At 63.0% G+C, this 22,435-nt stretch carries 19 protein-coding genes; 6 read left to right on the top strand and 13 right to left on the bottom strand.

Going from position 1 to position 22,435, the window contains the following annotated elements; all coding sequences use genetic code 11:
• Nucleotides 1–103: 103 nt before the first annotated feature.
• The 6 genes from ABDK11_RS02270 to rpsU form a co-directional block, all read right to left on the bottom strand.
• Nucleotides 104–2,293: an autotransporter outer membrane beta-barrel domain-containing protein gene (locus ABDK11_RS02270; protein WP_346838703.1), complete on the bottom strand. Its 2,190-nt coding sequence runs from the start codon at nt 2,291–2,293 to the stop codon at nt 104–106.
• 156 nt (nt 2,294–2,449) lie between these two features.
• Nucleotides 2,450–2,839 carry a diacylglycerol kinase gene (locus tag ABDK11_RS02275; RefSeq protein ID WP_346838704.1) on the bottom strand — a complete coding sequence of 130 codons (390 nt, stop codon included), beginning with the start codon at nt 2,837–2,839 and terminating at the stop codon, nt 2,450–2,452.
• Nucleotides 2,840–2,966: 127 nt separating this feature from the next.
• Nucleotides 2,967–4,838, bottom strand: a complete 1,872-nt coding sequence (gene rpoD / locus ABDK11_RS02280) for an RNA polymerase sigma factor RpoD (protein ID WP_346838705.1) — start codon at nt 4,836–4,838, stop codon at nt 2,967–2,969.
• 192 nt (nt 4,839–5,030) lie between these two features.
• Nucleotides 5,031–7,013 (bottom strand): DNA primase, encoded by a 1,983-nt coding sequence (gene dnaG / locus ABDK11_RS02285; RefSeq protein WP_346838706.1) that lies wholly within the window; start codon nt 7,011–7,013, stop codon nt 5,031–5,033.
• Nucleotides 7,014–7,037: 24 nt separating this feature from the next.
• Nucleotides 7,038–7,484 (bottom strand): GatB/YqeY domain-containing protein, encoded by a 447-nt coding sequence (locus ABDK11_RS02290; protein WP_346838707.1) that lies wholly within the window; start codon nt 7,482–7,484, stop codon nt 7,038–7,040.
• Nucleotides 7,485–7,706: 222 nt separating this feature from the next.
• Nucleotides 7,707–7,922: a 30S ribosomal protein S21 gene (gene rpsU / locus ABDK11_RS02295; protein WP_020411530.1), complete on the bottom strand. Its 216-nt coding sequence runs from the start codon at nt 7,920–7,922 to the stop codon at nt 7,707–7,709.
• Between the two features lie 231 nt (nt 7,923–8,153).
• On the opposite strand from rpsU, the gene tsaD reads away from it, so the two are divergent.
• From tsaD to folK, 3 genes are read left to right on the top strand one after another with little or no spacing between them, the layout of a single operon-like run.
• A complete protein-coding gene (tsaD, locus tag ABDK11_RS02300; RefSeq protein ID WP_346838708.1) occupies nt 8,154–9,188 on the top strand; it encodes a tRNA (adenosine(37)-N6)-threonylcarbamoyltransferase complex transferase subunit TsaD in 1,035 nt (344 codons plus the stop codon).
• A 3-nt stretch (nt 9,189–9,191) separates the two neighbouring features.
• Nucleotides 9,192–9,572 (top strand): dihydroneopterin aldolase, encoded by a 381-nt coding sequence (gene folB, locus ABDK11_RS02305; protein WP_346838709.1) that lies wholly within the window; start codon nt 9,192–9,194, stop codon nt 9,570–9,572.
• A gap of 2 nt (nt 9,573–9,574) precedes the next feature.
• Nucleotides 9,575–10,075, top strand: coding sequence for a 2-amino-4-hydroxy-6-hydroxymethyldihydropteridine diphosphokinase (gene folK / locus ABDK11_RS02310; RefSeq protein WP_346838710.1), 501 nt, complete (start codon nt 9,575–9,577; stop codon nt 10,073–10,075).
• Nucleotides 10,076–10,161: 86 nt separating this feature from the next.
• On the opposite strand, the gene ABDK11_RS02315 is transcribed toward folK, so the two are convergent.
• The gene (locus ABDK11_RS02315) at nt 10,162–11,274 is read right to left on the bottom strand and encodes an NADH:flavin oxidoreductase (protein ID WP_346838711.1); all 1,113 of its coding nucleotides are present in this window, start codon (nt 11,272–11,274) and stop codon (nt 10,162–10,164) included.
• A gap of 128 nt (nt 11,275–11,402) precedes the next feature.
• On the opposite strand from ABDK11_RS02315, the gene ABDK11_RS02320 reads away from it, so the two are divergent.
• Nucleotides 11,403–11,864: a helix-turn-helix domain-containing protein gene (locus ABDK11_RS02320; RefSeq protein ID WP_346838712.1), complete on the top strand. Its 462-nt coding sequence runs from the start codon at nt 11,403–11,405 to the stop codon at nt 11,862–11,864.
• A gap of 93 nt (nt 11,865–11,957) precedes the next feature.
• Here the strand turns inward: ABDK11_RS02320 and ABDK11_RS02325 are convergent, their stop codons facing one another.
• Both ABDK11_RS02325 and ABDK11_RS02330 read right to left on the bottom strand, forming a co-directional pair.
• The gene (locus ABDK11_RS02325) at nt 11,958–12,683 is read right to left on the bottom strand and encodes a pteridine reductase (protein ID WP_346838713.1); all 726 of its coding nucleotides are present in this window, start codon (nt 12,681–12,683) and stop codon (nt 11,958–11,960) included.
• Nucleotides 12,676–13,911, bottom strand: a complete 1,236-nt coding sequence (locus ABDK11_RS02330; protein WP_346838714.1) for a multifunctional CCA addition/repair protein — start codon at nt 13,909–13,911, stop codon at nt 12,676–12,678. The genes ABDK11_RS02325 and ABDK11_RS02330 overlap by 8 nt, the downstream gene beginning before the upstream one ends.
• Nucleotides 13,912–14,389: 478 nt before the next feature.
• On the opposite strand from ABDK11_RS02330, the gene ABDK11_RS02335 reads away from it, so the two are divergent.
• Nucleotides 14,390–14,956: a helix-turn-helix domain-containing protein gene (locus tag ABDK11_RS02335; protein WP_346838715.1), complete on the top strand. Its 567-nt coding sequence runs from the start codon at nt 14,390–14,392 to the stop codon at nt 14,954–14,956.
• 26 nt (nt 14,957–14,982) lie between these two features.
• Here ABDK11_RS02335 and ABDK11_RS02340 read toward each other — a convergent pair whose 3' ends face one another.
• The 3 genes from ABDK11_RS02340 to ABDK11_RS02350 all read right to left on the bottom strand — a co-directional run bounded on the left by ABDK11_RS02340 (nt 14,983) and on the right by ABDK11_RS02350 (nt 19,879).
• Entirely contained in the window at nt 14,983–16,572 is a 1,590-nt protein-coding gene (locus tag ABDK11_RS02340) for a SpoVR family protein (RefSeq protein ID WP_346838716.1), read from the bottom strand.
• Nucleotides 16,572–17,852, bottom strand: a complete 1,281-nt coding sequence (locus ABDK11_RS02345) for a YeaH/YhbH family protein (RefSeq protein ID WP_346838717.1) — start codon at nt 17,850–17,852, stop codon at nt 16,572–16,574. Before ABDK11_RS02345 ends, ABDK11_RS02340 begins: the two co-directional genes overlap by 1 nt.
• A 104-nt stretch (nt 17,853–17,956) precedes the next feature.
• On the bottom strand, nt 17,957–19,879 hold the full coding sequence (locus tag ABDK11_RS02350; RefSeq protein WP_346838718.1) for a PrkA family serine protein kinase: 1,923 nt from the start codon (nt 19,877–19,879) through the stop codon (nt 17,957–17,959).
• A gap of 360 nt (nt 19,880–20,239) precedes the next feature.
• On the opposite strand from ABDK11_RS02350, the gene galE reads away from it, so the two are divergent.
• On the top strand, nt 20,240–21,268 hold the full coding sequence (gene galE / locus ABDK11_RS02355; protein ID WP_346840227.1) for a UDP-glucose 4-epimerase GalE: 1,029 nt from the start codon (nt 20,240–20,242) through the stop codon (nt 21,266–21,268).
• A 50-nt stretch (nt 21,269–21,318) separates the two neighbouring features.
• On the opposite strand, the gene ABDK11_RS02360 is transcribed toward galE, so the two are convergent.
• Complete coding sequence (locus tag ABDK11_RS02360; RefSeq protein ID WP_346838719.1) at nt 21,319–22,431, bottom strand: CapA family protein; 1,113 nt, start codon at nt 22,429–22,431, stop codon at nt 21,319–21,321.
• Nucleotides 22,432–22,435 lie beyond the last annotated feature (4 nt).

Consider the following 22,435-nt stretch of genomic DNA (forward strand, 5'->3'; position numbering starts at 1 on the left):
AATCAATGGCTTCCTGCCTGTGTCCGCTGTGCCGGCGTCTATTCCCGTCCTCTTTCATCATCCCTCTCCCCCGGCCCCCCGCTCCCGCTTGCGGGGCGGCGGGTTACCAGTTCAGGTCGAAGCCCAGGTTGCCGCTGGCGCCGCGCCAGTCCCGGTGGTAGTCGAGGGACTGCTGGTAGCTGAGGTTGAAGTAGAGGCTGCCGGTGCGGAACTGCAGCAGGTCCACGCCGGCGCCCAGCTCGCCCCAGGTGGCGCGGCGCTGGTCTTCGAGGAACAGGCGGGTGTCGAACAGCAGTTCGTCGTGGCCGTGCAGGGTGTGCCAGAGATTGCCGAACAGGTAGTAGCGGTTGTCGCCGCGGCGGTTGTAGGCGCGCAGGCCGGCGCGGAAGGTCAGTTCCGGGGTCATGTCCGGTTCCACCCGGGCGTAGCCGTCCTCGTAGGCGGTGAGGTTGGTGTAGTTGGCGATCACCTGCAGCTGCGGTTCCACGCCGATGGTTGCACTGCTCCACGGGGCAAAACCCTTCTCCAGCGACAGGCTCAGTTGCGGGCCGTGCACGCTGGTGTTGATATCGCGGCTGGAGCGGCTTTCGGCGTTGAGATAGCCGGCCTTGAACAGCAGGTCGAAGTAGCCACCGCTGTTGCGGTAGTCGGTGAAGTAGGCGCCGAAGTAGTAGCTGTCGATGCGGTTGGTGCCGGCGCGGTAGTCGGCGTTGCCGCGGGCGAGGCCGGTGACATTGCCGCGCGCGGTGCTGCTGCCGGCAAACAGGCCCCACTCTTCGCTGCCGTGGCAGGTGGGGCCGGCCCAGAGATTGCCATTCAGTTGCAGACCGCTCATATAGCCGTCGAAACGCGTGGGCATATCGCCGCCCCAGTCCATCTGTACCGGGCGGTAGTCGAGCCGCAGCCAGCCGCCGTGATTGCCGGGGCCGCCGCTCAGCTGTTCGCCGCGGCGCTGCTGGTAGCTGCTGATCTGCTGCAGCGACAGCTGCTGGGCGAGGCCCTTGATCTGCGCGTAGAGCGGGATTTCCGGGCGGTACAGCGGCACCGGTGTGGTGGCGGTGGGCGCCAGCGCCAGTGGCTGGCTGGTGCCGCTACCGGTCTGCATGGCTGGCGATGCAGTGGCGGGGGCGGCGCTGCCGGGCAGCAGGGTGGAGCGCAGGTACCAGTTGTCGTCGTCCTCTCCGGGCGTGCCGCGAAACAGGTAGTACTCGTAGGGGCCGCTGGCGATCGGCGCGGCCATGTAGAAGGCGTCGGCAGCGCTGCTGCCGCCATTGCGGGTTTCCACTACCAATATGCCCTGATCGGTAGCCTGGCCGCTGTTGCCGTAGGTGGCGAAGGCGAGTTCGGTGCCGCCGCTGGCGTGGCCGCCGTCGATGACCAGGCGATCGCCGCTGGCGTCGTCGCCGCCGATGGTGACATCCAGGTAGATACGGCCACTGCCGCGGTAGTCGCCGCCGACAGTCAGCTGGTTGGCGGTGCCGCCGCGCAGGTCGATGGTGCCGTTGTTGTCCAGCAGCAGCGCGCCGCTGGCGGCGATCTTGCCGTCAAATTCCGGCAGCAATAGCTGGCTGCCGGGGTCGAGTACGAGGCGCGCGGGCAGGGCGTCGATGTCGCCGAGCTGCAGGGGGTTGTTGAGGGTGAGGTTGGAGCCCTCGCCGAGGCGGATGGATTCCCAGCCGCCGAGCTTGGCGGGATCGGCGAAGACCTGATGATCGAGCAGCAGGCTGTCGTAACCGGTGCCGCCATCGAGCGGGGTGTGGTCGGCGCCGTCGATACCGCGCAGGGTGGCGCGGTCGTCGCCGCCGCCGAGGCTGATGCCGTCGCCGACCCAGCCGCCGTGCCAGTCGAGCGTGTCCGCGCCGCTACTGCCCACCAGCCAGGTGCCAATGCGACCGCCGCCCAGCTCAATCCGGTTGTTGCCGCCACCGAGGCTGACGCCGCCGCCGATGGTACCGCTGTTGTAGAAGGTGTTGTCGCCGCCGGACAGTTGCACGGTGTAGGGATCGCCGGAGCTGAGGCTGCCGTAGTTGCGCACGCTGGCGCCGGCGCCGAGGACGACAGCGGGGGCCTGTGCGGTGGTGATGCTGGCACCGGCGTCGATGGTGACGCTGACATTGCTCGCGCCGGCTGCGTGCACGCCGATACTGTCGTTGCCGCTGCAGGTGACGCTGGCACCGTTCGCGGGTAGATGATCAGTGCAGCTGGCGAGGACGATCTGGGGGCTGGAAAAGGAGGCGGCCAACAGCAGGCCGGCGCAGCGGGCGAGCACTGGCCCCGTGCGTAAATCTGACATAAACCTTTCCCTGGTTTGTCACTGCTTTTAATTCGGGTGGGGAAAAGTCTAGACGAGCGATTTGGCTGCGGAGGAGGGGGGCGAAAACAGTGGCGCCTAAACGCCGACCGCGGCGCGCTTATATCGTAAGTCGCTGCCGCGGCGGGGTGAATTGGCTCAGGGAATCCAGCGTGGTAACAGGATGCAGCCCCAGGTCAGCAGCCACATCAGCAGTGCCAGAAACACGGCGGCGGAGCCGGTGTCCTTGGCGATTTTCGACAGCGGGTGTTTCTCCGGGCCCACGCGGTCGACCACGGCCTCGACCGCGCTGTTGAGCAGCTCGACGATCATGACCATAAAGGTCACGCCGATCAGCAGTGCGCGCTCGACCCCGCCGTGACCGAGCCACAGCGCCAGCGGGATCAGGAAAATCGCCATGGTGACTTCCTGGCGGAACGCGGCCTCGTTGCGCCAAGTGGCGAGCAGGCCTTCGCGGGAGTAGTGGGTGGCGTCGATCAGGCGGGCGATGCCGGTCTTGCCGGGTTTGTTGACAAAGTCGTCTGGCATGGTGTGTTTCTTGCGGCCCATGAGTCAGGTTTACAGCCCGCTGTGCAGCGGTATTCGCGGCGGATTCTAGCCGCGCGGCTGTCAATAAAATGTCATAAAAAAAGCCCGGCGGAGCCGGGCTTTGCGCTTACTCGTCGAGGAAGCTCCGCAGGTGTTCGGAGCGCGACGGGTGGCGCAGCTTGCGCAGTGCCTTGGCTTCGATCTGGCGGATACGCTCGCGGGTAACGTCGAACTGCTTGCCCACTTCCTCGAGGGTGTGGTCGGTGTTCATGTCGATACCGAAGCGCATGCGCAGGACCTTGGCCTCGCGTGCAGTCAGGCCGGACAGCACGGAGCGGGTGGCGTCGTGCAGGCCGGTCTGGGTGGCGGTGTCCACCGGTGAAGACTGGTTCTGGTCTTCGATGAAGTCGCCCAGATGCGAGTCTTCGTCGTCGCCGATCGGAGTTTCCATCGAGATGGGCTCCTTGGCGATCTTGAGGACCTTGCGTACCTTGTCTTCCGGCATTTCCATGCGCTCGCCCAGCTCTTCCGGAGTCGGCTCGCGGCCCATTTCCTGCAGCATCTGGCGGCTGATGCGATTGAGCTTGTTGATGGTCTCAATCATATGCACCGGGATGCGGATGGTGCGCGCCTGGTCGGCGATGGAGCGGGTGATCGCCTGGCGAATCCACCAGGTGGCATAAGTGGAGAACTTGTAGCCGCGGCGGTATTCGAACTTGTCCACCGCTTTCATCAGGCCGATGTTGCCCTCCTGGATCAGGTCCAGGAACTGCAGGCCGCGGTTGGTGTACTTCTTGGCGATGGAAATGACCAGGCGCAGGTTGGCCTCGACCATTTCCTTCTTGGCGCGGCGGGAGCGGGCCTCACCGATGGACATGCGGCGGTTGATCTCTTTGATCTGGCCGATTTCCAGGCCGGCGCTCTCCTGGCACTGGGCCAGTTTGCGCTGGCAGCGAATGATGTCTTCAGACACCTGGCGCAGGGCGTCGGAGTAGTCGCGCTTCTTCTTGATGATGCCGGGGATCCACTCTTCGTTGGTCTCGTTGCCCGGGAACTCCTTGATGAAGGTCTTGCGCGGCATGCGCGCCCGCTTGATGCACAGGTTCATGACGGTGCGCTCCTGCGCGCGCACGTCGTCGAGAATGCTGCGCACCGCGATGTACAGCGGGTCGAACTGGCGCGGGGCCAGTTTGAAGAAGCGGAACACTTCGCCCACGGCTTCCATGACCTCGCCGGCCTGTTTGGAGTCGCGGCCGTGCTTTTTGACCGCGGCGTCGGCTTTCTTCTGCGCGGCGATCAGCTTCTTCATGCGCTCGGCGAGTTCTTCCGGGTCGATGCCGCCGGTGTTTTCCTCTTCCTCTTCGGAATCGGAATCGTCGTCATCGGAATCGCTGTCGTCGTCGCTGGAGTCGTTGCTGCTGCTACTGCTGCTGGCGCTCTGGCCCGCCTGCGCGCCCGGGGGCACTTCGTCGGCCGGGTCGAGCCAGCCGGCGATCACGTCCGGGATGCGGCGCTCGCCTTTTTCGATCAGCTCGTATTCTTCGATGATCTGCTGCACGGCGCCGGGCCAGTAGGCCAGCGCGGCCATCAGCTCGCGCAGGCCCTCTTCGATCCGCTTGGCAATGGCGATTTCGCCCTCGCGCGTGAGCAGCTCAACAGTGCCCATTTCGCGCATATACATGCGTACCGGATCGGTGGTGCGGCCCACGTCGGACTCCACCGCGGCGAGTGCGGCGGCGGCTTCGGCGGCGGCGATTTCATCGGCAGAGCTGTCGCCCTCGGCCATCAACAGTTCTTCGGCATCCGGTGCGCTTTCGAACACCTTGATACCCATGTCGTTGATCATACCGATGATGTCTTCCACCTGATCGGGATCGGAGATGTCCTCCGGCAGGTGGTCGTTCACCTCTGCATAGGTCAGAAAGCCCTGCTCTTTGCCGCGGGCGATCAGTTCCCGGATACGGGAGGTGGTCTTCTGCTGCTGGGTTTTGTCGGTCATGCACAACCCTGAAAAGTAAGGAGAAAATACGGGACAAAGACTCGGGATTATAGCGTATTTGCGATAGCAATAACCACTCTGGCTGTCAAGAGACGCCTTGGTGCGATGTTCACTGTAATCTTCCCGATCCCCATCCGGGGGGTGACTGGATATGGTGCTGGCCGCTGAGTTTTCAAGGCCTGCACCGCGAATTCATTCTCGTTTGTGGCGCCAGTTGGCGAGCAGGGACAGCTGCTCCTCGGCACTGAGCCCGGCGCTGCCCTTCAATTGCGCCAGCAGATCGAGCTTGCGTTGCTTTTCCTCTGCCCGCGCCAGGCGTTGCAGGCAGTCGGCAAACTCGGCCGCCGGGTCGTATTCTAGCTCAAGCCCGGAATTGCCCACGATGGGGTGGCTGGCGGCCAGCTTGGCCAGGGTCTCGCGGGATTCGTGATCCTTGTGCGCCATCCAGTGGCCGAGAAACTGGCTGTAGTTGCAGCCCGGCCGCTGGTGCATTACCTGCAGAACTTCGCCGAACAGGCGCAGATCCGAATCGCTGCTGTGGATAAACTGGCCGATGTCGGTGACGGCTGCGGCCAGCTCCGGGTGGTGCAGCACCAGTGCGATCAGCATCCGCTCCGCGGGCAGGCGGTACTGGCCACTGCGGCGCGCCGGTGCCGGCTGCGGCGGTAAACCCCCGTGCCCGGGGTCCTCGGGCGGGGGCATCTGGTCGTATTCGAAACCGCCCGCAAAGTCTTCCTCGCGCACCGGCGGCACTGGCGCGGCGGTTTCGCGCTGTGGCGGCGCCGGCGCAGGGGCCGGGTGGGCCGGCTGGGCGGCGCGGGCGCGGGCCTTTTCCGCACTGATGACTTCCTGCAGGGTGTCGCGATCGAGGCCGGTGCGGGCGGCCAGCTGCTGGAACATCAGTGCCCGGTAGATGCCCTCGGGCAGCTGGTCGAGCAGCGGCGCGGCGAGCTTGGACAGGCGCGCGCGGCCGTCCATGGTCTGCAGGTTGATGCCCTCGCCGAGCAGGTCGAAGAGGAAATCCTCCAGCGGCCGTGCCTGTTCGTCGAGCAGCTGTTCGAAGCGTTCGCCACCCACCTGGCGTACCAGCGTGTCGGGATCCTCGCCTTCCGGCAGCAGCAGGAAGCGCAGGCTGCGCCCGTCCTGCATCTGCGGCAGCGCCGCTTCCAGCGCGCGGCGCGCGGCGGTGCGGCCGGCCTTGTCGCCGTCGAAACAGAACACCAGCTCCAGGGTGTGGCGGAAGGCCAGCTGGATATGGTCCTCGCCGCAGGCGGTGCCGAGGGTCGCCACCGCACAGCGGATATCGAACTGGGCCAGCGCCACCACGTCCATATAGCCTTCCACCACGATCAGCCGCTTCAGGTCGCGGTTGGCCTGGCGCGCTTCCCACAGGCCGTAGAGTTCGCGGCCCTTGTGGAAGATTGGCGTTTCCGGGGAATTCAGGTATTTGGGCTTGTCGTCGCCCAGTACTCGGCCGCCGAAGGCGATGGTGCGCCCGCGCTGGTCGCGGATCGGGAAGATGATGCGGTTGCGGAAGCGGTCGTAGTGGTGGCGCTGCGCGGACTTGGCTGTTGAAAAAGTGTTGCCGTCGCTGTCCTGGCGGCGGATGGCGAGGCCGGCCTGCTCCAGCTGGTCGGCCTTCTCGGCCGTGTCGCCGAGGGCGTTGAGCAGGTTGTCCCAGCCGGGCGGCGCCAGGCCGATACCGAAATCGCGGGCGATGGCGCCGGTGAGGCCGCGGTCCTTGAGGTAGGCGGTGGCGCGCCCGGCACCCGGGTGCACGCGCAGCTGCTGGCGGTAGTAGTCGGCGGCCTTTTCGGTCAGCTGGTAGAGCGACTGGCTCTCGCGCTGGCGCTTTTCCTGGCCGGGGGCCAGTTGTTCGCGCGGGACTTCGAGGCCGCGGGTGGCGGCGAGCTTTTCCACCGCCTCGGGAAAGCCGAGCCGGTCGTACTCCATCAGGAAGCCGAGGGCGTTGCCGTTGGCGCCGCAGCCAAAGCAGTAGTAGAACTGCTTGTCGGGGCTTACCGTGAACGATGGAGTCTTTTCATCGTGAAACGGGCAGCAGGCGGAATAGTTTTTCCCGGTTTTGCGCAGTTTGACCCGGCTGTCCACCAGCTCGACGATATCCGCCCGTGCGAGCAGGTCGTCGATAAAGTGCTGGGGGATCTTGCCGGCCATAGGGTCTCGCTAGCGCTTCAGCGGTCAGCTGAATTGCGCTTTCACCAGTTTGCTGACGGCGCCCATATCGGCGCGGCCCTGCACCTGCGGTTTGACCTGGGCCATGACTTTGCCCATATCGGCCATGCTGCTGGCGCCAGTATCCTTAACTGCGGCGGCGACGATGTCGGCCATTTCCGCTTCGCTCAGCTGTTCCGGCAGGAATTCTTGGATCACATCGATTTCGGCCTGCTCCACGGCGGCCAGTTCGGCGCGGCCGGCTTTCTCGTACTGGGTGATGGAGTCGCGGCGCTGCTTGGTCATCTTGTCCAGCAGGGCGAGGATGCGAGCGTCATCCAGCTCGATGCGCTCGTCGACCTCGACCTTCTTGATCTCGGCATTGATCAGGCGCAGCGTGGCCAGGCGCTCCTTGGCGCGGGCTTTCATGGCGTCTTTGGTGGCTTGGGCCAGGGTTTCCTTGAGGGTGCTCATGATTTTGTACCGTGTGTTCCGTTTCAGGGGTCACAAAAGGGTTACGGACGCCAAGAATAGCGCTTTCGCGGGTAACAAAAAATCGGTGGGGCCGAGGTTGGGGCCAGCTAAATGAAAAACGGCGCGCGAGTCGGGCTCGCACGCCGTTTTTTTGCTACCGCCGGGGAGTGATGTCCCCTTCCGGCAACCTCGCTGCAGCAGGCTTAACGCGGCCTGCGGCTCTTAGTAGAGGCGCTGGAACTTGCGGTTTTCGCGCTGCAGCTTCTTGGCGTGACGCTTCACGGCCGCGGCAGCTTTGCGCTTGCGCACTGCAGTCGGCTTCTCGTAGAACTCGCGGCGACGTACTTCAGACAGTACACCGGCCTTCTCACAAGAGCGCTTGAAGCGGCGCAGGGCGATATCGAAAGGTTCGTTGTCTTTGATTCGTACAGAGGGCATTCGATTACCTGTAAAATTCGTTTCTCTCGGCCATTCCGGCAATTGCGTTAGCAGCTGTAATCCGGTGGCCGGGTCACAGCGAGGGCGCAAATTCTATACACTCGGTCCGGCGTTCGCAAGCCTATTATGGGCTGGAATGCAGCGGAACAGCGCGCGCTGGCCTGCACCTCGTGCCACCTATCGAGTATGATAGCCGCCCCTTGATCCAGTCCCCATTTAAAGAGAGTAGAAGTGCGAGTCCTGGGAATCGAAACCTCCTGCGATGAAACCGGCGTCGCGATCTACGACACCGAAAAGGGACTGCTTGGTCACGCCCTGTTCAGTCAGGTGGATCTGCACGCCGATTATGGTGGTGTGGTGCCGGAGCTGGCCAGCCGCGACCATGTGCGCAAGCTGCTGCCGCTGGTGCGCCAGGTGATGGCGCAGAGCGAGACGACACCGGCAGACCTGCACGGCATTGCCTATACGGCCGGCCCCGGGCTGGTCGGCGCGCTGATGGTAGGCGCCTGTGCCGGCCGTGCGCTGGCCTACGGCTGGGGAATTCCCGCCGTGGCCGTGCACCATATGGAGGGGCACCTGCTGGCGCCGATGCTGGAGGACAAGCCGCCGGCCTTTCCTTTCGTGGCGCTGCTGGTCTCCGGCGGCCACACCCAGCTGGTCGATGTGCGCGGCCTCGGCGACTACGCGCTGCTGGGCGAGTCCCTCGACGATGCGGCCGGCGAGGCCTTCGACAAGGCCGCCAAGATGCTCGACCTGGATTACCCGGGCGGACCCCGCCTGGCGGCGCTGGCAGAGCAGGGCGATGCGCAGCGGTTCAGGTTCCCGCGGCCGATGACCGACCGACCGGGGCTGGACTTCAGTTTCTCCGGCCTCAAGACCTACACCCTGACCACGGTGCGCCAGCACGCGCTGGAAGACGGCCTGCCGGATGCGCAGACCTGTGCGGACATCGCTGCGGCCTTCCAGGAGGCGGTGGTCGACACCCTGGTGATCAAGTGCCGCCGCGCGATCAAGGCCTCCGGTCACAAGACGCTGGTGATCGCCGGCGGCGTGTCGGCGAATACACTGCTGCGCGAGCGGTTGGAGAAAGCGCTGGCCAAAGATGGCGCCAGCGTCTATTACCCGCGCCACGAGTTCTGCACCGACAACGGCGCCATGATTGCCTATGCCGGTTGCCTGCGCCTGCGCGCGGGGGAGAAATCGGATCTGGCCATCGAGGTGCGCCCGCGCTGGCCAATGACAGAGTTGAAAGGGAGCCTCGGCTGACCGATGGATATTGTCTATATACGGGATTTGAAGGTGGATACCATCATCGGTATCTACGATTGGGAGCGCGAGGTACGCCAGACCGTCAGCCTGGATCTGGAGATGGCGTTCGATATCAGCGAGGCCGCGCGCACCGACAATATTGACTACACCCTTAACTACAAGGCGGTGGCCAAGCGGTTGATCGCGTTTATCGAAGGCAGCGAGTTCCTGCTGGTGGAAACCATGGCGGAACAGGCCGCGGCGATTGTGCGCGATGAATTCGAGGTGTCCTGGCTGCGCCTGCGCCTGTCGAAGCCCGGCGCCGTGCGCGGTTCGCGGGATGTTGGGGTGATCATCGAGCGCGGCGCGCGCCCGGCGAGCGGTGCCGCCGCAGGAGTGTGAGAGTGGCCAAAGTTTTTCTGAGTCTCGGCAGCAATATTGATCGCGCGCGGCACATCCGCGCGGGGCTCGATGCACTGGCGCGGCTGTTCGGCGATCTGGCGGTCTCGCGCGTGTTCGAAAGCGAGGCGGTCGGCTTCGACGGCGACAACTTCTACAACCTGGTGGTCGGTCTCGAAACTGAACTGCCGGTAGGCGAGCTGGCCCTGCGCCTGCGCGAAATCGAAGACGCCAACGGCCGCCTGCGCGCCGGCCCCAAGTTCAGCGCGCGCACGCTGGATATCGACATCCTCACCGTCGACGACCTCACCGGCACCATCGACGGCGTCAAACTGCCGCGCGCGGAAATTCTCAAGAACGCATTTGTGCTGCTGCCACTGGCCGAACTGGCACCGGAAGCGGTGCACCCGCTGGCGGGCAAGCGTTATCAGCAGTTGTGGGACGAGTACGACCAGGCGTCACAGAAGTTGTGGCCGGTGGCGTTTGACTGGCCAGAGGGCGAATAGGATATAGAGCGGATAGGAATATAGAGCGGAAAGCGCTCGGGAATAAAAAGCGGCCGCATGCGGCCGCTTTTTTGTTTGCGCAAGCGTTAGCTAAGGCTCGTCAGCGCTTCCTTGGTGAACGGCGTGATTTCCTTTTCGCGCCCCTCGCGCACCTTCGCCAGCCAGTTTGGGTCCTGCAGCAGGGCGCGGCCGACCGCGATCAGGTCGAACTCGCCGTTGTCCATGCGTCGCGTCAGTTCGTCCAGCCCGGTGGGATTGGCGGTGCCGCCCATGCCCTGGTTATTGCCGCCGATAAAGTCGTCGTCGAGGCCGACACTGCCCACGGAGATGACCGGCTTGCCGGTCAGCTCCTTGGTCCAGCCGGCCAGGTTGAGGTCGGAACCTTCAAACTCCGGTACCCAGAAGCGTCTGGTCGACGCGTGGAACACGTCGACGCCGGCATTGACCAGCGGCGTCAGGAAGCGCTGCAGTTCCTCGGGGTTCTGCGCCAGTTTGGCGTCATAGTCCTGCTGTTTCCACTGGGAGTAGCGCAGCACGATGGCGAAGTCCTCGCCCACCGCGTCGCGTACCGCCTCGACGATTTCCACCGCAAAACGGCCGCGGTTCTCGATTGAGCCGCCGTATTCGTCATCGCGCTGGTTGGTGCCCTCCCAGAAAAACTGGTCGATCAGGTAGCCGTGCGCGCCGTGGATTTCCACGCCGTCAAAGCCGGCATGCTTGGCCGCCTTGGCCGAGTCGGCGAACGCCTGCACCGCTTCGCGGATATCCGCCTTGGTCATGGCGTGGCCATTGGGCTTGCCCGGTTTGAACAGTCCGGAGGGGGAGTGGCCCGGCACGGATTTGTCCGGTCCGATGCCCTCTTTGCGCACCGAACCCACATGCCACAGCTGCGGAATGATTTGTCCGCCGGCGGCGTGTACTTCATCTACCACCGCTTTCCAGCCGGCCATGGCGTCGTCGCCATAGATCGCCGGCACATTCTCGTAGCCGTTGGCGGCCTTGTGGCCGACGAAGGTGCCTTCGGTGATGATCAGACCCACCTCGCCCTCGGCGCGGCGGCGGTAGTAGCCAGCCACCTGGTCGTTGGCGACATAGCCGGGCGAAAAGGTGCGCGTCATTGGCGCCATGGCCACCCGGTTGCGCAGTTTCAGGGATTTGTGTTCGAAAGGACGCAGCAGGCTGTCCAGGGAACGACTCATAACTCTCTCCCGATTTACCTCAATTTAGAGCAGGAATGGGGTGGTGCATGACCGGCCCTGCAAACCTGGTTGCGTAATGAAACTTTATTTGGTTTTTTAATGCAACCTTTTCCACTTATACTGCAGCCATGACACGTAAACGATTTGATGACCTGGGCTGCTCGGTGGCCTGTGCCCTTAACGAAGTCGGCGACTGGTGGTCCCTGCTGGTAATCAAGCAGGCGATGCTGGGTACGCGGCGCTTTGTGGACTTCCAGAACAGTCTGGGCATCGCCAAGAATATTCTCTGTGACCGCCTGTCCCGTCTTGTGGATAACGGTGTGCTGACTCGCGTGAATGTCGGTGAGCACGGCACCCGTTACGAATACCGCCTGACCGACAAAGGGCGCGACCTGTTTGCGGTGGTGGTGGCCCTGCGCCAGTGGAGCGAGCGCTGGAATGGCAAAAAGGACGAGATGCAGCTGGTGGATCGGGCCGCTGGCCAGGCGATTGCGCCGGTGGTTGTGCACAGTGCCGGGGGTGAGGTGCTGAGTGCGCGCGACGTTCTGTTCCTGGATGAAGATGGCCAGCCGCTGGAGCAGGCCGGCTGATTCTGCCGCCGCTGCTTTCCTTTCATGACTCGGCAGCCGTGACCTGGCAGCCATGGCTCTGCAGCGGCAATTGTGCCGATGGGTGGCTGGTGTTCAGGTGTTGAGGCTGCGGCCGCCATCCACCGCGATCACCTGGCCGTTGATGTAGGACGGCTCGGCCAGGAAGCGCACGGTGCGGGCGATATCGGACTCGCTGCCGGTGCGCGCCAGCGGGATACGGGCGAGAATTTTGGCCCGACTTTCATCATCGACCGCTTCCTGTTCCGGCCACAGAATCGCGCCGGGGGCCACGGCATTCACCCGCACCTGCGGCGCCAGTTCCAGCGCCAGACTCTTGGTCAGCATGACCAGGCCGGCTTTGGCGGCGCAGTAAATGGTGTGCTGGGGCATGGGCCGTTCGGCGTGAATATCCACCATATTGATGATGCAGCCGTGGTCGCGGGCGAGGCTTGGTGCCAGCGCCTGGCTGAGGAAGAACGGCGCCTTCAGGTTGCTGCCGAGCAGCTCATCCCAGGCGCGCTCATCGGCGCTGCCGATCGGCGTGGGGTAGAAGGCGGAGGCGTTGTTGACCAGCACATCGACACCGCCCCAGTGCGCGGCGGCGCGCTGCGCCAGCTGGTCACAGTCGGCAGCTGTGGATAAGTCGCTCTGCATGGCGACCGCGGAGTCCGGACGCAGCCGGTTCAATGCGTCGACGAGCTCCTCGGCAGCGGTGGCGGAATGGCGATAGTGAATGATGACGCGGTGATCGCGGTGCAGCTCGCGCGCGCTGGCACGGCCGAGGCGCGCGGCGGCGCCGGTAATCAGGGCATTACGCATCCTTGTCGCTCTCCTGGTGTCGCTTCTTCACTGCGGCAATCGCCTCGATACGGGCACGATCCAGGGCCTTGCCCAGTTCGGCCCCCGCGAAGCCCTGCGCCATTAGCGCCTCGGGGCCGACGGCGGCCGCAGCGGCGCGCACCGCGCGCAGGTAGTCCGCCTGCGGGTAGTCGCGATCCGCCAGTCCGGTGCGGCCGCGGGCGTCCGCCTCGCAGCACTGCAGGAACTGCTCGAAACGCTCGGGGCGCCGCAGGGCATCCAGCGCGCGCAGCACTTTCATCAGCGTCTGTGGGCGCAGCTCGAAAGCCTTGTGACAGTGCAGGTGGTATTCACATACGCCGCAGGCCAGGGCGGCCAGCTGTTTCGGGGCGCGCCAGCGGCGGCAGACTTCGCGCACCAGCGGCAGGCCGGCGACTTCGTGGCCGCGGTGACTGGGCAATATCTCTTCGGGTGTTACGCCCTTGCCGAGATCGTGCAGCAGGGTGGCAAAGCGCACAGGCAGCTCCGCCGGCGCGGCGCGCAGGGCCAGCAGCACGTGCTCGCCGGTATCGATTTCGGGGTGGTATTTGGGCGGCTGCGGGACGCCGAACAGTGCTTCCAGTTCGGGCAGCAGGATCGCCAGGGCGCCGCACTGGCGCAATACGCGGATAAAGACATCCGGAGCAGGTTCGGTCAGTGCGCGGCTGACTTCCTTCCACACCCGCTCGGCCACAAGGTGTTCCACTTCACCTTCTTCCACCATCTGGCGCATCAGCGCCATGGTGTCGTCGGCAATGGTGAAGCCGAGATGGTGGTAGCGGGCGGCAAAGCGAGCAACACGCAGGATTCTGAGGGGATCTTCGGCGAATGCCGGGGATACGTGGCGCAAAAGCCGGGCATCCAGGTCGGCGCGACCGCCGTAGGGGTCGACCAGTTCGCCGCTCTCGGATTCCGCCATCGCGTTGATGGTGAGGTCGCGGCGCAGCAGGTCCTGTTCGAGAGTGACATCCGGGGCCGCGTGTACGCTGAAGCCGCCATAGCCGTGGCCGCTCTTGCGCTCGGTGCGGGCCAGCGCGTACTCCTCGCGGGTGTCCGGGTGGAGGAACACCGGGAAATCCTTGCCCACCGGGCTAAAACCGCGCTCGCGCATCTGCTGTTCATCGGCGCCGACCACGACCCAGTCGCGCTCGTGCACGGTTCTGCCGAGTAGCGCGTCGCGCACGGCACCGCCGACCAGGTAGATCTTCACGGGGTAGACTCCGCCAGGAGCCGATGGGGAGGCAGGGAGGATTGCCGGGTTGCGCTAGTTACAGCCATAAATCCGTCGATTCCGGCGTCGCCCGCTTCGTGTGGGCGCAAACAAGGAGAGAAAAGGCGTTTCGGCAAGATAAAAAAAAGGCCCCGAAAAAACAAGGGGGCCCAGGGTCTTAGGGTATTCGCGTTGGGAATATCCATTCGCCATTCAATGGTGTCCATTATATTTAACCTGTCATAACTGTCAACTCTATCTTTCAGCGTTTTTTTTGAGGGGCTTCGCCCGCTCTTCGTTAATACATTATGAAGGCCGAGTTTCAGGCTGCATTTGCAGCCCTTGGCAGCATAATTTATAAGGTTGATTCAAAATAACAGGATAAACCTGCGGCAGAATCTGCTTTCGCCGTGCGTTTAGGAAAGGGACTTTGAGTGGTATCTGCCTGTAATCGCAGAATGTTGGGGGAGATAATAAGATGAACGAACTGCATGTGCTCACCACCGGCGAAGCCGCGAGGTACTGCGGGGTGAATTTCCGTACTGTAATCCGCTGGATTGAGCGCGGCCAGTTGAAGGCGTACAAGCTGCCGGGGCGCGGCGATCACCGTATTTGCGTGGAAGACTTTGTCGGCTTTTTGCGCGATAACGCCATGCCGGTACCGAACGAGCTGGCTACCGCCAGCCGCAAGGTGCTTATGCTGACCGGCGATTCGGAGCTCACCGGCCTCGGCCGTCAGGCGCTGCAACAGACCGGTTGCGAAGTGGATGTGGCCTGCGACAGCTTTACCGCCGGCACCATGATGGCCGCCTGCAAGCCGGCCCTGCTGCTGCTGGACGCCAACCTGAGCGGGGTGGAAGTGTTTCAGATACTCGATCACCTGCGTTCACGTGGCGAATACGCCAATGTCCGCACTCTGGTCGTGGTGCCCGCCGATGACGGGGATCAGCAGCGCTGGCTGGACGCCGGGGCCGATGCCCTGCTGACCCAGGTGGCGGATCGCGCGGAGCTGATCGCCAAGGTCAAACTGCTGCTCGAGAACTGATCGGCGCCCCGGTGCCGGGGCGGTCCTCAGATTGGTTTGGGAACCAGCATCGATTCCTCTTCACCGTCGGCGCGGTCGCGACCGAGCTCCGGGCAGTGATAGCTGGCCGTGATTTCGTCGCCGTGCAGGCTGTGCAGGTGTACATCAAAGCCCCACAGCCGGTGCAGGTGGCGCATCACTTCGTTGCTGTCCTTGCCCAGCGGGCGGCGCTGGTGCTGGGTGTGGTGCAGGGTGATGGAGCGGTCGCCGCGGGTATCCACTGAGTAGACCTGGATGTTGGGTTCGCGGTTGCCGAGGTTGTACTGCCCGGCCAGATTGGCGCGCAGCTGTCGGTAGCCATCCTCGTCGTGGATGGCGCTGACCAGTATTTCGTTGTCGCGGTCGTCGTCGCTGATGCAGAACAGGCGCAGGTCGCGCATGACCTTGGGCGATAGGAACTGCAGGATAAAACTCTCGTCCTTGAAGTCGCGCATGGCGAACTGCAGCGTCTCCTTCCAGTTGCTACCGGCGATGTCCGGGAACCAGCGACGGTCCTCGTCGGTGGGATTTTCACAAATGCGGCGCAGGTCGCTGAAGATACTGAAGCCCAGCGTGTAGGGGTTGAGGCCGCTGTAGTAGGGACTGTCGTAGGGCGGCTGGTAGATCACATTGGTGTGGCTCTGCAGAAACTCCATCATGAAGCCGTCGGTCACCTGACCGCGCTGGTGCAGTTCGCTCAGCAGTGTGTAGTGCCAGAAGGTGGCCCAGCCCTCGTTCATCACCTGGGTCTGGCGCTGCGGGTAGAAGTATTGCGCCAGCTTGCGCACGATGCGCACCAGTTCCCGCTGCCAGTTCTCCAGCAACGGCGCATTCTTTTCAATAAAGTAGAGAATATTTTCCTGGGGCTCTTCCGGGAAGCGATGCACCGACTTGTCCCCGGTGTCGGGACCCAGTTTGGGGATGGTGCGCCACAGGTCGTTGAGCTGGCGCTGACGGTACTCCTCGCGCTCCTGCTGGCGGCGCTCCTCTTCCACGGCGGAAATCGGGTAGGGCCGCTTGTAGCGGTCGACGCCGTAATTCATCAGTGCGTGGCAGGAATCCAGTACCGCTTCCACCGCGTTCAGTCCGTGGCGCTCCTCACAGCGGGCAATATAGTTCTTGGCGAAAATCAGGTAGTCGATAATGCTGCTGGCGTCGGTCCAGCTGCGGAACAGATAGTTGCCCTTGAAGAACGAGTTGTGGCCGTAACAGGCGTGGGCGATCACCAGTGCCTGCATCGTCATGGTGTTTTCTTCCATCAGGTAGGCGATGCAGGGATTGGAGTTGATGACAATTTCGTAGGCGAGCCCCATCAGGCCGCGCTGGTAGTTGTTCTCGACGCTAATAAACTGCTTGCCGAACGACCAGTGGTTATACCCCACCGGCATCCCCACCGAGGAGTAGGCGTCCATCATCTGCTCGGAACTGATGACCTCGATCTGGTTCGGGTAGGTGTCGAGCCCGAACTCTTCGGCCAGTGCGGCGATGGCGTGGTCGTATTCCTCGATCAGTTCGAAAGTCCACTCCGAGGTGGTAGAAATGGGCCCGCGGGCCTTGTCGTCCGGCGCTGCAGGGCCGGTTGTGTATTTATCTAGCATCAGACCGCCACCTTCTGACTGAACAGCTCGCGGAAAACCGGATAGATATCCTGCACATCGACGATCTGCTCCATGGCGAAGTGTTCCGGGAAGCAGACGCGCACGCTCTCATATTCTTCCCACAGCGCCTGGTGGTCGCGCGGCGTGATCTCCACATAGGAGTAGTACTGCACGTGGGGCATGATGTCGTCGATCAGAATCTTGTGGCAGGTGCTGGAGTCGTCGTTCCAGTTATCGCCGTCGGAGGCCTGCGCACCGTAAATGTTCCACTCGCTGGCCGGGTAGCGCTCGCGCATGATGGTGCGCATCAGCTTCAGTGCGCTGGAGACGATGGTGCCGCCGGTTTCGCGGGAGTAGAAAAACTCTTCCTCGTCGACCTCCTTGGCGCTGGTGTGATGGCGGATAAACACGACTTCCGTGTACTCGTAACTGCGCTGCAGGAACAGGTACAGCAGCAGGAAAAAGCGCTTGGCCATGTCCTTGGTGGCCTGGTTCATGGAGCCGGACACGTCCATCAGGCAGAACATTACTGCGCGCGAGCGTGGCCGCGGCTGGCGCACCAGCAGGTTGTACTTTAGATCGAAGTCATCGAGGTACGGCACGCGATCGATGCGTTGGCGAATATCGGTGATCCTTTCCTTCAAGGCGTCGATGCGGCGCTGGTCGCGCAGCGCCGTGTCCTTGCCTTCCTCCACTTCCAGCTCGGCCTGCAGTGCGCGGATATTGCGCCGCTTGCTACTGGTCAGCGCAATGCGGCGCGCGTTGGCGGAGCGCAGTGAACGCACCACATTCAGGCGTCCGGGGGTGCCCTCATTGCAGAAGCCGGCGCGCACCACCTGAAAGGATTCGTTGCCGGCCAGGCGCCGCTTGACCATATTCGGTAGCTGCAGGCCCTCGAACATAAAGTCGAGGAATTCTTCCTGGGAAATCTGGAAGACGAATTCGTCCATTCCCTCGCCACTGTCGGAGGCGCCATTGCCTCCGCCACCGGCACCGCCCTGCTGACCCGGCCGCGGAATGCGGTCTCCGGCCGTGAACTCCTTGTTACCGGGCAGCACCCGTTCGACATGGCCCCCGGGGCCGTGGGAGAAGATGGGCTCACTGATATCGCGGGTGGGAATACTGATGCGCTCGCCCTTGTCCATATCGGTGATCGAGCGGCTGTTCATGGCCTCGCCGACCGCCTTTTTGATGTGGGCCTTGTAGCGACGAAGAAACCTTTGCCGGTTGACCGTGCTTTTCTTTTTGCCGTTCAGGCGGCGGTCGATGATATAGCTCATATTACTGCCTTGCTTCCCGATTAGCCTGATCGAAGCGGTGATACGGACGATCGCTAAGCCGCCAGCGAGCGAGACAATGTCGCTCTTGCGGCGGCCCCGATGCCCTATTGCGACTTACGCACCCGCAGGTACCACTCCGACAGCAGGCGCACCTGCTTTTCGGTGTAACCGCGTTCGACCATGCGCTCGACAAAGTCGGCGTGTTTCTTCTGGTCGTCGGCGGAGGCCTTGGTGTTGAAGGAAATAACCGGCAGCAGGTCCTCGGTATTGGAGAACATCTTCTTCTCGATCACTGCACGCAGTTTTTCGTAGGAACGCCAGTCGGGGTTCTTGCCCTGGTTGTTGGCGCGGGCGCGCAGTACGAAATTGACGATCTCGTTGCGGAAGTCTTTCGGGTTGGAGATCCCGGCCGGCTTTTCAGTTTTTTCCAGTTCCTCGTTGAGGGCGCCGCGGTCGAGAATCTCGCCGGTCTCCGGATCGCGGTACTCCTGGTCCTGGATCCAGAAGTCGGCGTAAGTGACGTAGCGGTCGAACAGGTTCTGACCGTACTCGGCGTAGGATTCCAGATAGGCGGTCTGGATCTCCTTGCCGATAAACTCGACATAGCGCGGCGCCAGGTATTCCTTAATGAATCCCAGGTAGTTTTCCTGTTGCTCGGGCGGGAACTGCTCCTGCTCGATCTGCTGTTCGAGCACGTAGAGCAGGTGCACCGGGTTGGCGGCGACTTCGGTGGCATCGAAGTTGAACACCTTGGACAGGATCTTGAACGCGAAGCGGGTGGAGAGGCCATTCATGCCCTCGTCGACACCGGCGTTGTCACGGTACTCCTGAATGGTTTTGGCCTTGGGGTCGGTATCCTTGAGGTTCTCGCCATCGTAGATACGCATTTTGGAAAACAGGCTGGAGTTGTCCGGGTTCTTGATCCGTGACAGCACCGAGAACTGCGCCAGCATGCGCAGGGTATCCGGCGCGCAGGGCGCCTTGGACAGGGAGCTGTTTTCCAGCAGCTTCTGATAGATCTTGATCTCTTCATCCACCCGCACGCAGTAGGGCACCTTGACGATATAGATGCGGTCGAGGAAGGCCTCGTTGTTGCGGTTGTTGCGGAATGACTGCCATTCGGATTCATTGGAATGCGCGAGAATGGTGCCGTTGAATGGAATCGAGCCGAGACCCTCGGTGCTGTTGTAGTTACCCTCCTGAGTGGCGGTCAGCAGCGGGTGCAGCACCTTGATCGGCGCCTTGAACATCTCGACGAATTCCATCAGCCCCTGATTGGAGCGGCACAGGCTGCCGGAAAAGCTGTAGGCATCGGGGTCGTTCTGCGGGAAGTCCTCGAGCTTGCGGATGTCGATCTTGCCCACCAGCGAGGAGATATCCTGGTTGTTCTCGTCGCCAGGTTCGGTCTTGGCGATGGCAATCTGGTCGAGGATCGACGGGCGGATTTTCACTACGCGGAATTTGCTGATATCCCCCTTGAACTCGTGCAGGCGCTTCATGGCCCAGGGCGACATGATGGTGTTTACGTAGCGACGCGGAATGCCGTAGTCCTCCTCGAGGATCTGGCCGTCCTCGCTGGGGGAAAACAGGCTCAGGGGCGATTCGAACACCGGCGAGCCCTTGATGGCGTAGATCGGAATCTGCTCCATCAGTGCCTTCAGGCGCTCCGCCAGTGAAGATTTGCCGCCGCCCACCGGGCCCAGCAGGTAGAGAATCTGTTTCTTTTCCTCGAGGCCCTGGGCGGCATGGCGGAAGAAGGAGACGATCTGCTCGATGGCCTCCTCCATGCCGTAAAACTCGCTGAAGGCCTTGTAGCGCTTGATGACCTTGTTGGAAAAGATGCGCGACAGGCGCGGATCGCGGGAGGTATCTATCAACTCCGCTTCGCCGATGGCCATCAGCATGCGTTCTGCCGGTGATGCGTAGGCACTGCGGTCGTGCTTACACAGTTCCAGGTACTCCTGGATGCTGAGCTCTTCGTCCTGGATCGACTCGTATCTCTCCAGGTAGTGGTTGAAAATCGTCATGATATACAGCTCCCTGTAGCGTGTCGGCCAGCACTCAGGCTCCATGCCGGTGCGCGGGATAAATCGCCGGGGGTGCCGCGGCGTACTACTGATCCAACGGATTGCTGGCCTGACCGCGTTTCCGCCGGGCGGAAAACGCGTTTACTGACATGCGCCTGTGCGCGAAATACTATCGTTATCGCCGGCGGCAGTGGGTCCTCCCTGCCGCGCGCGAAGCCGGGGTGAAACCCGCTCCCGCCTTTTCAGCATAGACACCCCGCCCACCATGGCGAGGAATTTCCTGCCAATATGGCGGTTGAATTGGATGGCGGTTCTGCGCTCTACTATGCCGCTGAATTGAACCTGGGGAGCATGAATTCAATGGCAATACTGGTGACCGGCGGTGCCGGCTATATCGGCAGTCACACCTGCGTGGAACTCCTGGCTGCAGGCCTGCAGCCGGTGGTCGTGGACAACCTGTGCAACAGCAGCGAAGTGTCGCTGCACCGGGTCGAAGTCATCGCGGGGCGCCAGGTGCCGCTGCACCGCGCCGATGTCGGTGACGCCGCGCAGTTACGGGAAATTTTTTCCCGCTATGACATTGATGCCGTGATCCACTTTGCCGGTCTCAAGGCTGTGGGCGAGTCTGTGGAGCAGCCGTTGCGCTACTACCAGAATAATGTTGCCGGCACCCTGACGCTGTGCCAGGTGATGGAAGAGTTTGGCGTGCGCCAGCTGATCTTCAGCTCGTCCGCGACTGTCTATGGCGAGCCGCCCAGCTCGCCGATCCGCGAAAACTTTCCCACCAATGCCGCCAGCCCCTACGGCACCAGCAAACTGATGGTCGAGAACATTCTGCGCGACCTGTGTGCGGCGCCAGACAGCGGTTGGAAGGTCAGCCTGCTGCGCTACTTCAATCCCATCGGTGCCCACGAGAGCGGTACCATTGGTGAGGACCCGCGCGGAATTCCCAATAACCTGCTGCCCTATGTGGCCCAGGTGGCGGTGGGGCGTCTGCCGGAGCTACAGGTATTCGGCGACGACTACGACACCGTCGACGGCACTGGGGTACGCGACTATATCCACGTGGTGGACCTCGCCCGCGGCCACCTGGCGGCACTGAAGAAGTTGCAGCGCGAAGAGACGCAAGACGGCTGTTACACCTACAACCTGGGTACCGGCCGCGGCACCTCGGTGCTGGAAATCGTGCATGCCTTCGAGCGGGCCAGCGGCCGCCCGGTGCCATACAAGGTGGTTCCGCGCCGCCCCGGAGATATCGCTGAATACTATGCGGATCCGGCTCTGGCAAAAAAAGAGTTGGGCTGGGTCGCGGAGTACGGTCCCGAGCGTATGGTCGAGGATACCTGGCGCTGGCAGTCGCAGAATCCCAACGGCTTCGCGACCAGCTGAGCTGGCCCGGGCAGAGGGCAGGGGGCGCGACGCCCCTCTGCACCCGACCGCTACCATTGCAGCAAGAAACTCTCCCCATCCTCCGATAGCCGCAGACCCGCACCGAGGCGCCGGCACTCGCGCCCGAGCGTTTTCCGCAGCCAGTCCCGATCATGGCTGCCCGCTTTGTGTAAGCGCAGTCGACGCATCTCGAACGGAATCATCTCCAGGCGCCGCAGTGCGCCGCTGTCCCGATCCAGATCCACACAGTACAGCAGGCGCAGCTGTGCCTGGTATTCCTCGTAGCCGCCGATGCCCTCGTAGTCGTTGATCAGGTCGCCGCAGCCGTAAAGTATCGCTCGCTCGCGATAGACCTCGGCACCCTGGGGGTGGTGGGAAGAGTGGCCGAACACCAGGTCGGCGCCGGCGTCGATCAGCCAGTGCGCGAACCGGCGCCGTTCGTGCGGAATGCGGTAGCCCCAGTTGCCACCCCAGTGAATCGATATCACGACGATATCTCCGGGTTGGCGGCTATCCTCGATGCGTCGCGCAATCTCGGCGACGGTCTGTGTGGATAACTCCCCGATCAAGTAAACGCCGGCCCTGTCGCCGTTTGCCGCCCAGCGCTCGGGTACGCCGCTGCTGGGGTGGCCACAGGCAAACAGCAGCAGACGCTGCCCACCGAGCGGAAACACGGCCGGCGCCGCCGCGGCAGCCAGAGTTTCCCCGGCTCCGGCGGTGCCGATACCCGCCCGGCGCAGCACCTGCAATGTTTCCGCCAGCCCGCCGTAGCCCCAGTCGAGCACGTGGTTGTTGGCGAGGCTGCACAGATCGATATGCGCCGCACTCAAGGTCGGCATATTGTCCGGATGCATGCGGTAATTGATGCTCTTGCCGCGCCAGAAATCATCGCAGCGGGTCACCGCGGTTTCCAGATTGACGATGCGGCAGTGCGCATTGCGCGCTGCCATTAGCGCGAGCGCCTCACCCCACGGGTAGTCGACAGAAACCGGGACGGAAATCGGGCCGTTGCGCTCTTCCGCCAGCGTCACATAGCCGCGAGCCGAGTGCATATAGGATTCGTAAATCTGTGCGTCACCGGCGCCGGGCAGTATCTGGTCGATACCGCGGCCGGTCATTACGTCGCCGGCCAGCAGCAGGCGCCAGCAAGTGGGATTTTGCATATCC

This window comes from Microbulbifer sp. SAOS-129_SWC, assembly GCF_039696035.1.
Taxonomy (GTDB): domain Bacteria; phylum Pseudomonadota; class Gammaproteobacteria; order Pseudomonadales; family Cellvibrionaceae; genus Microbulbifer.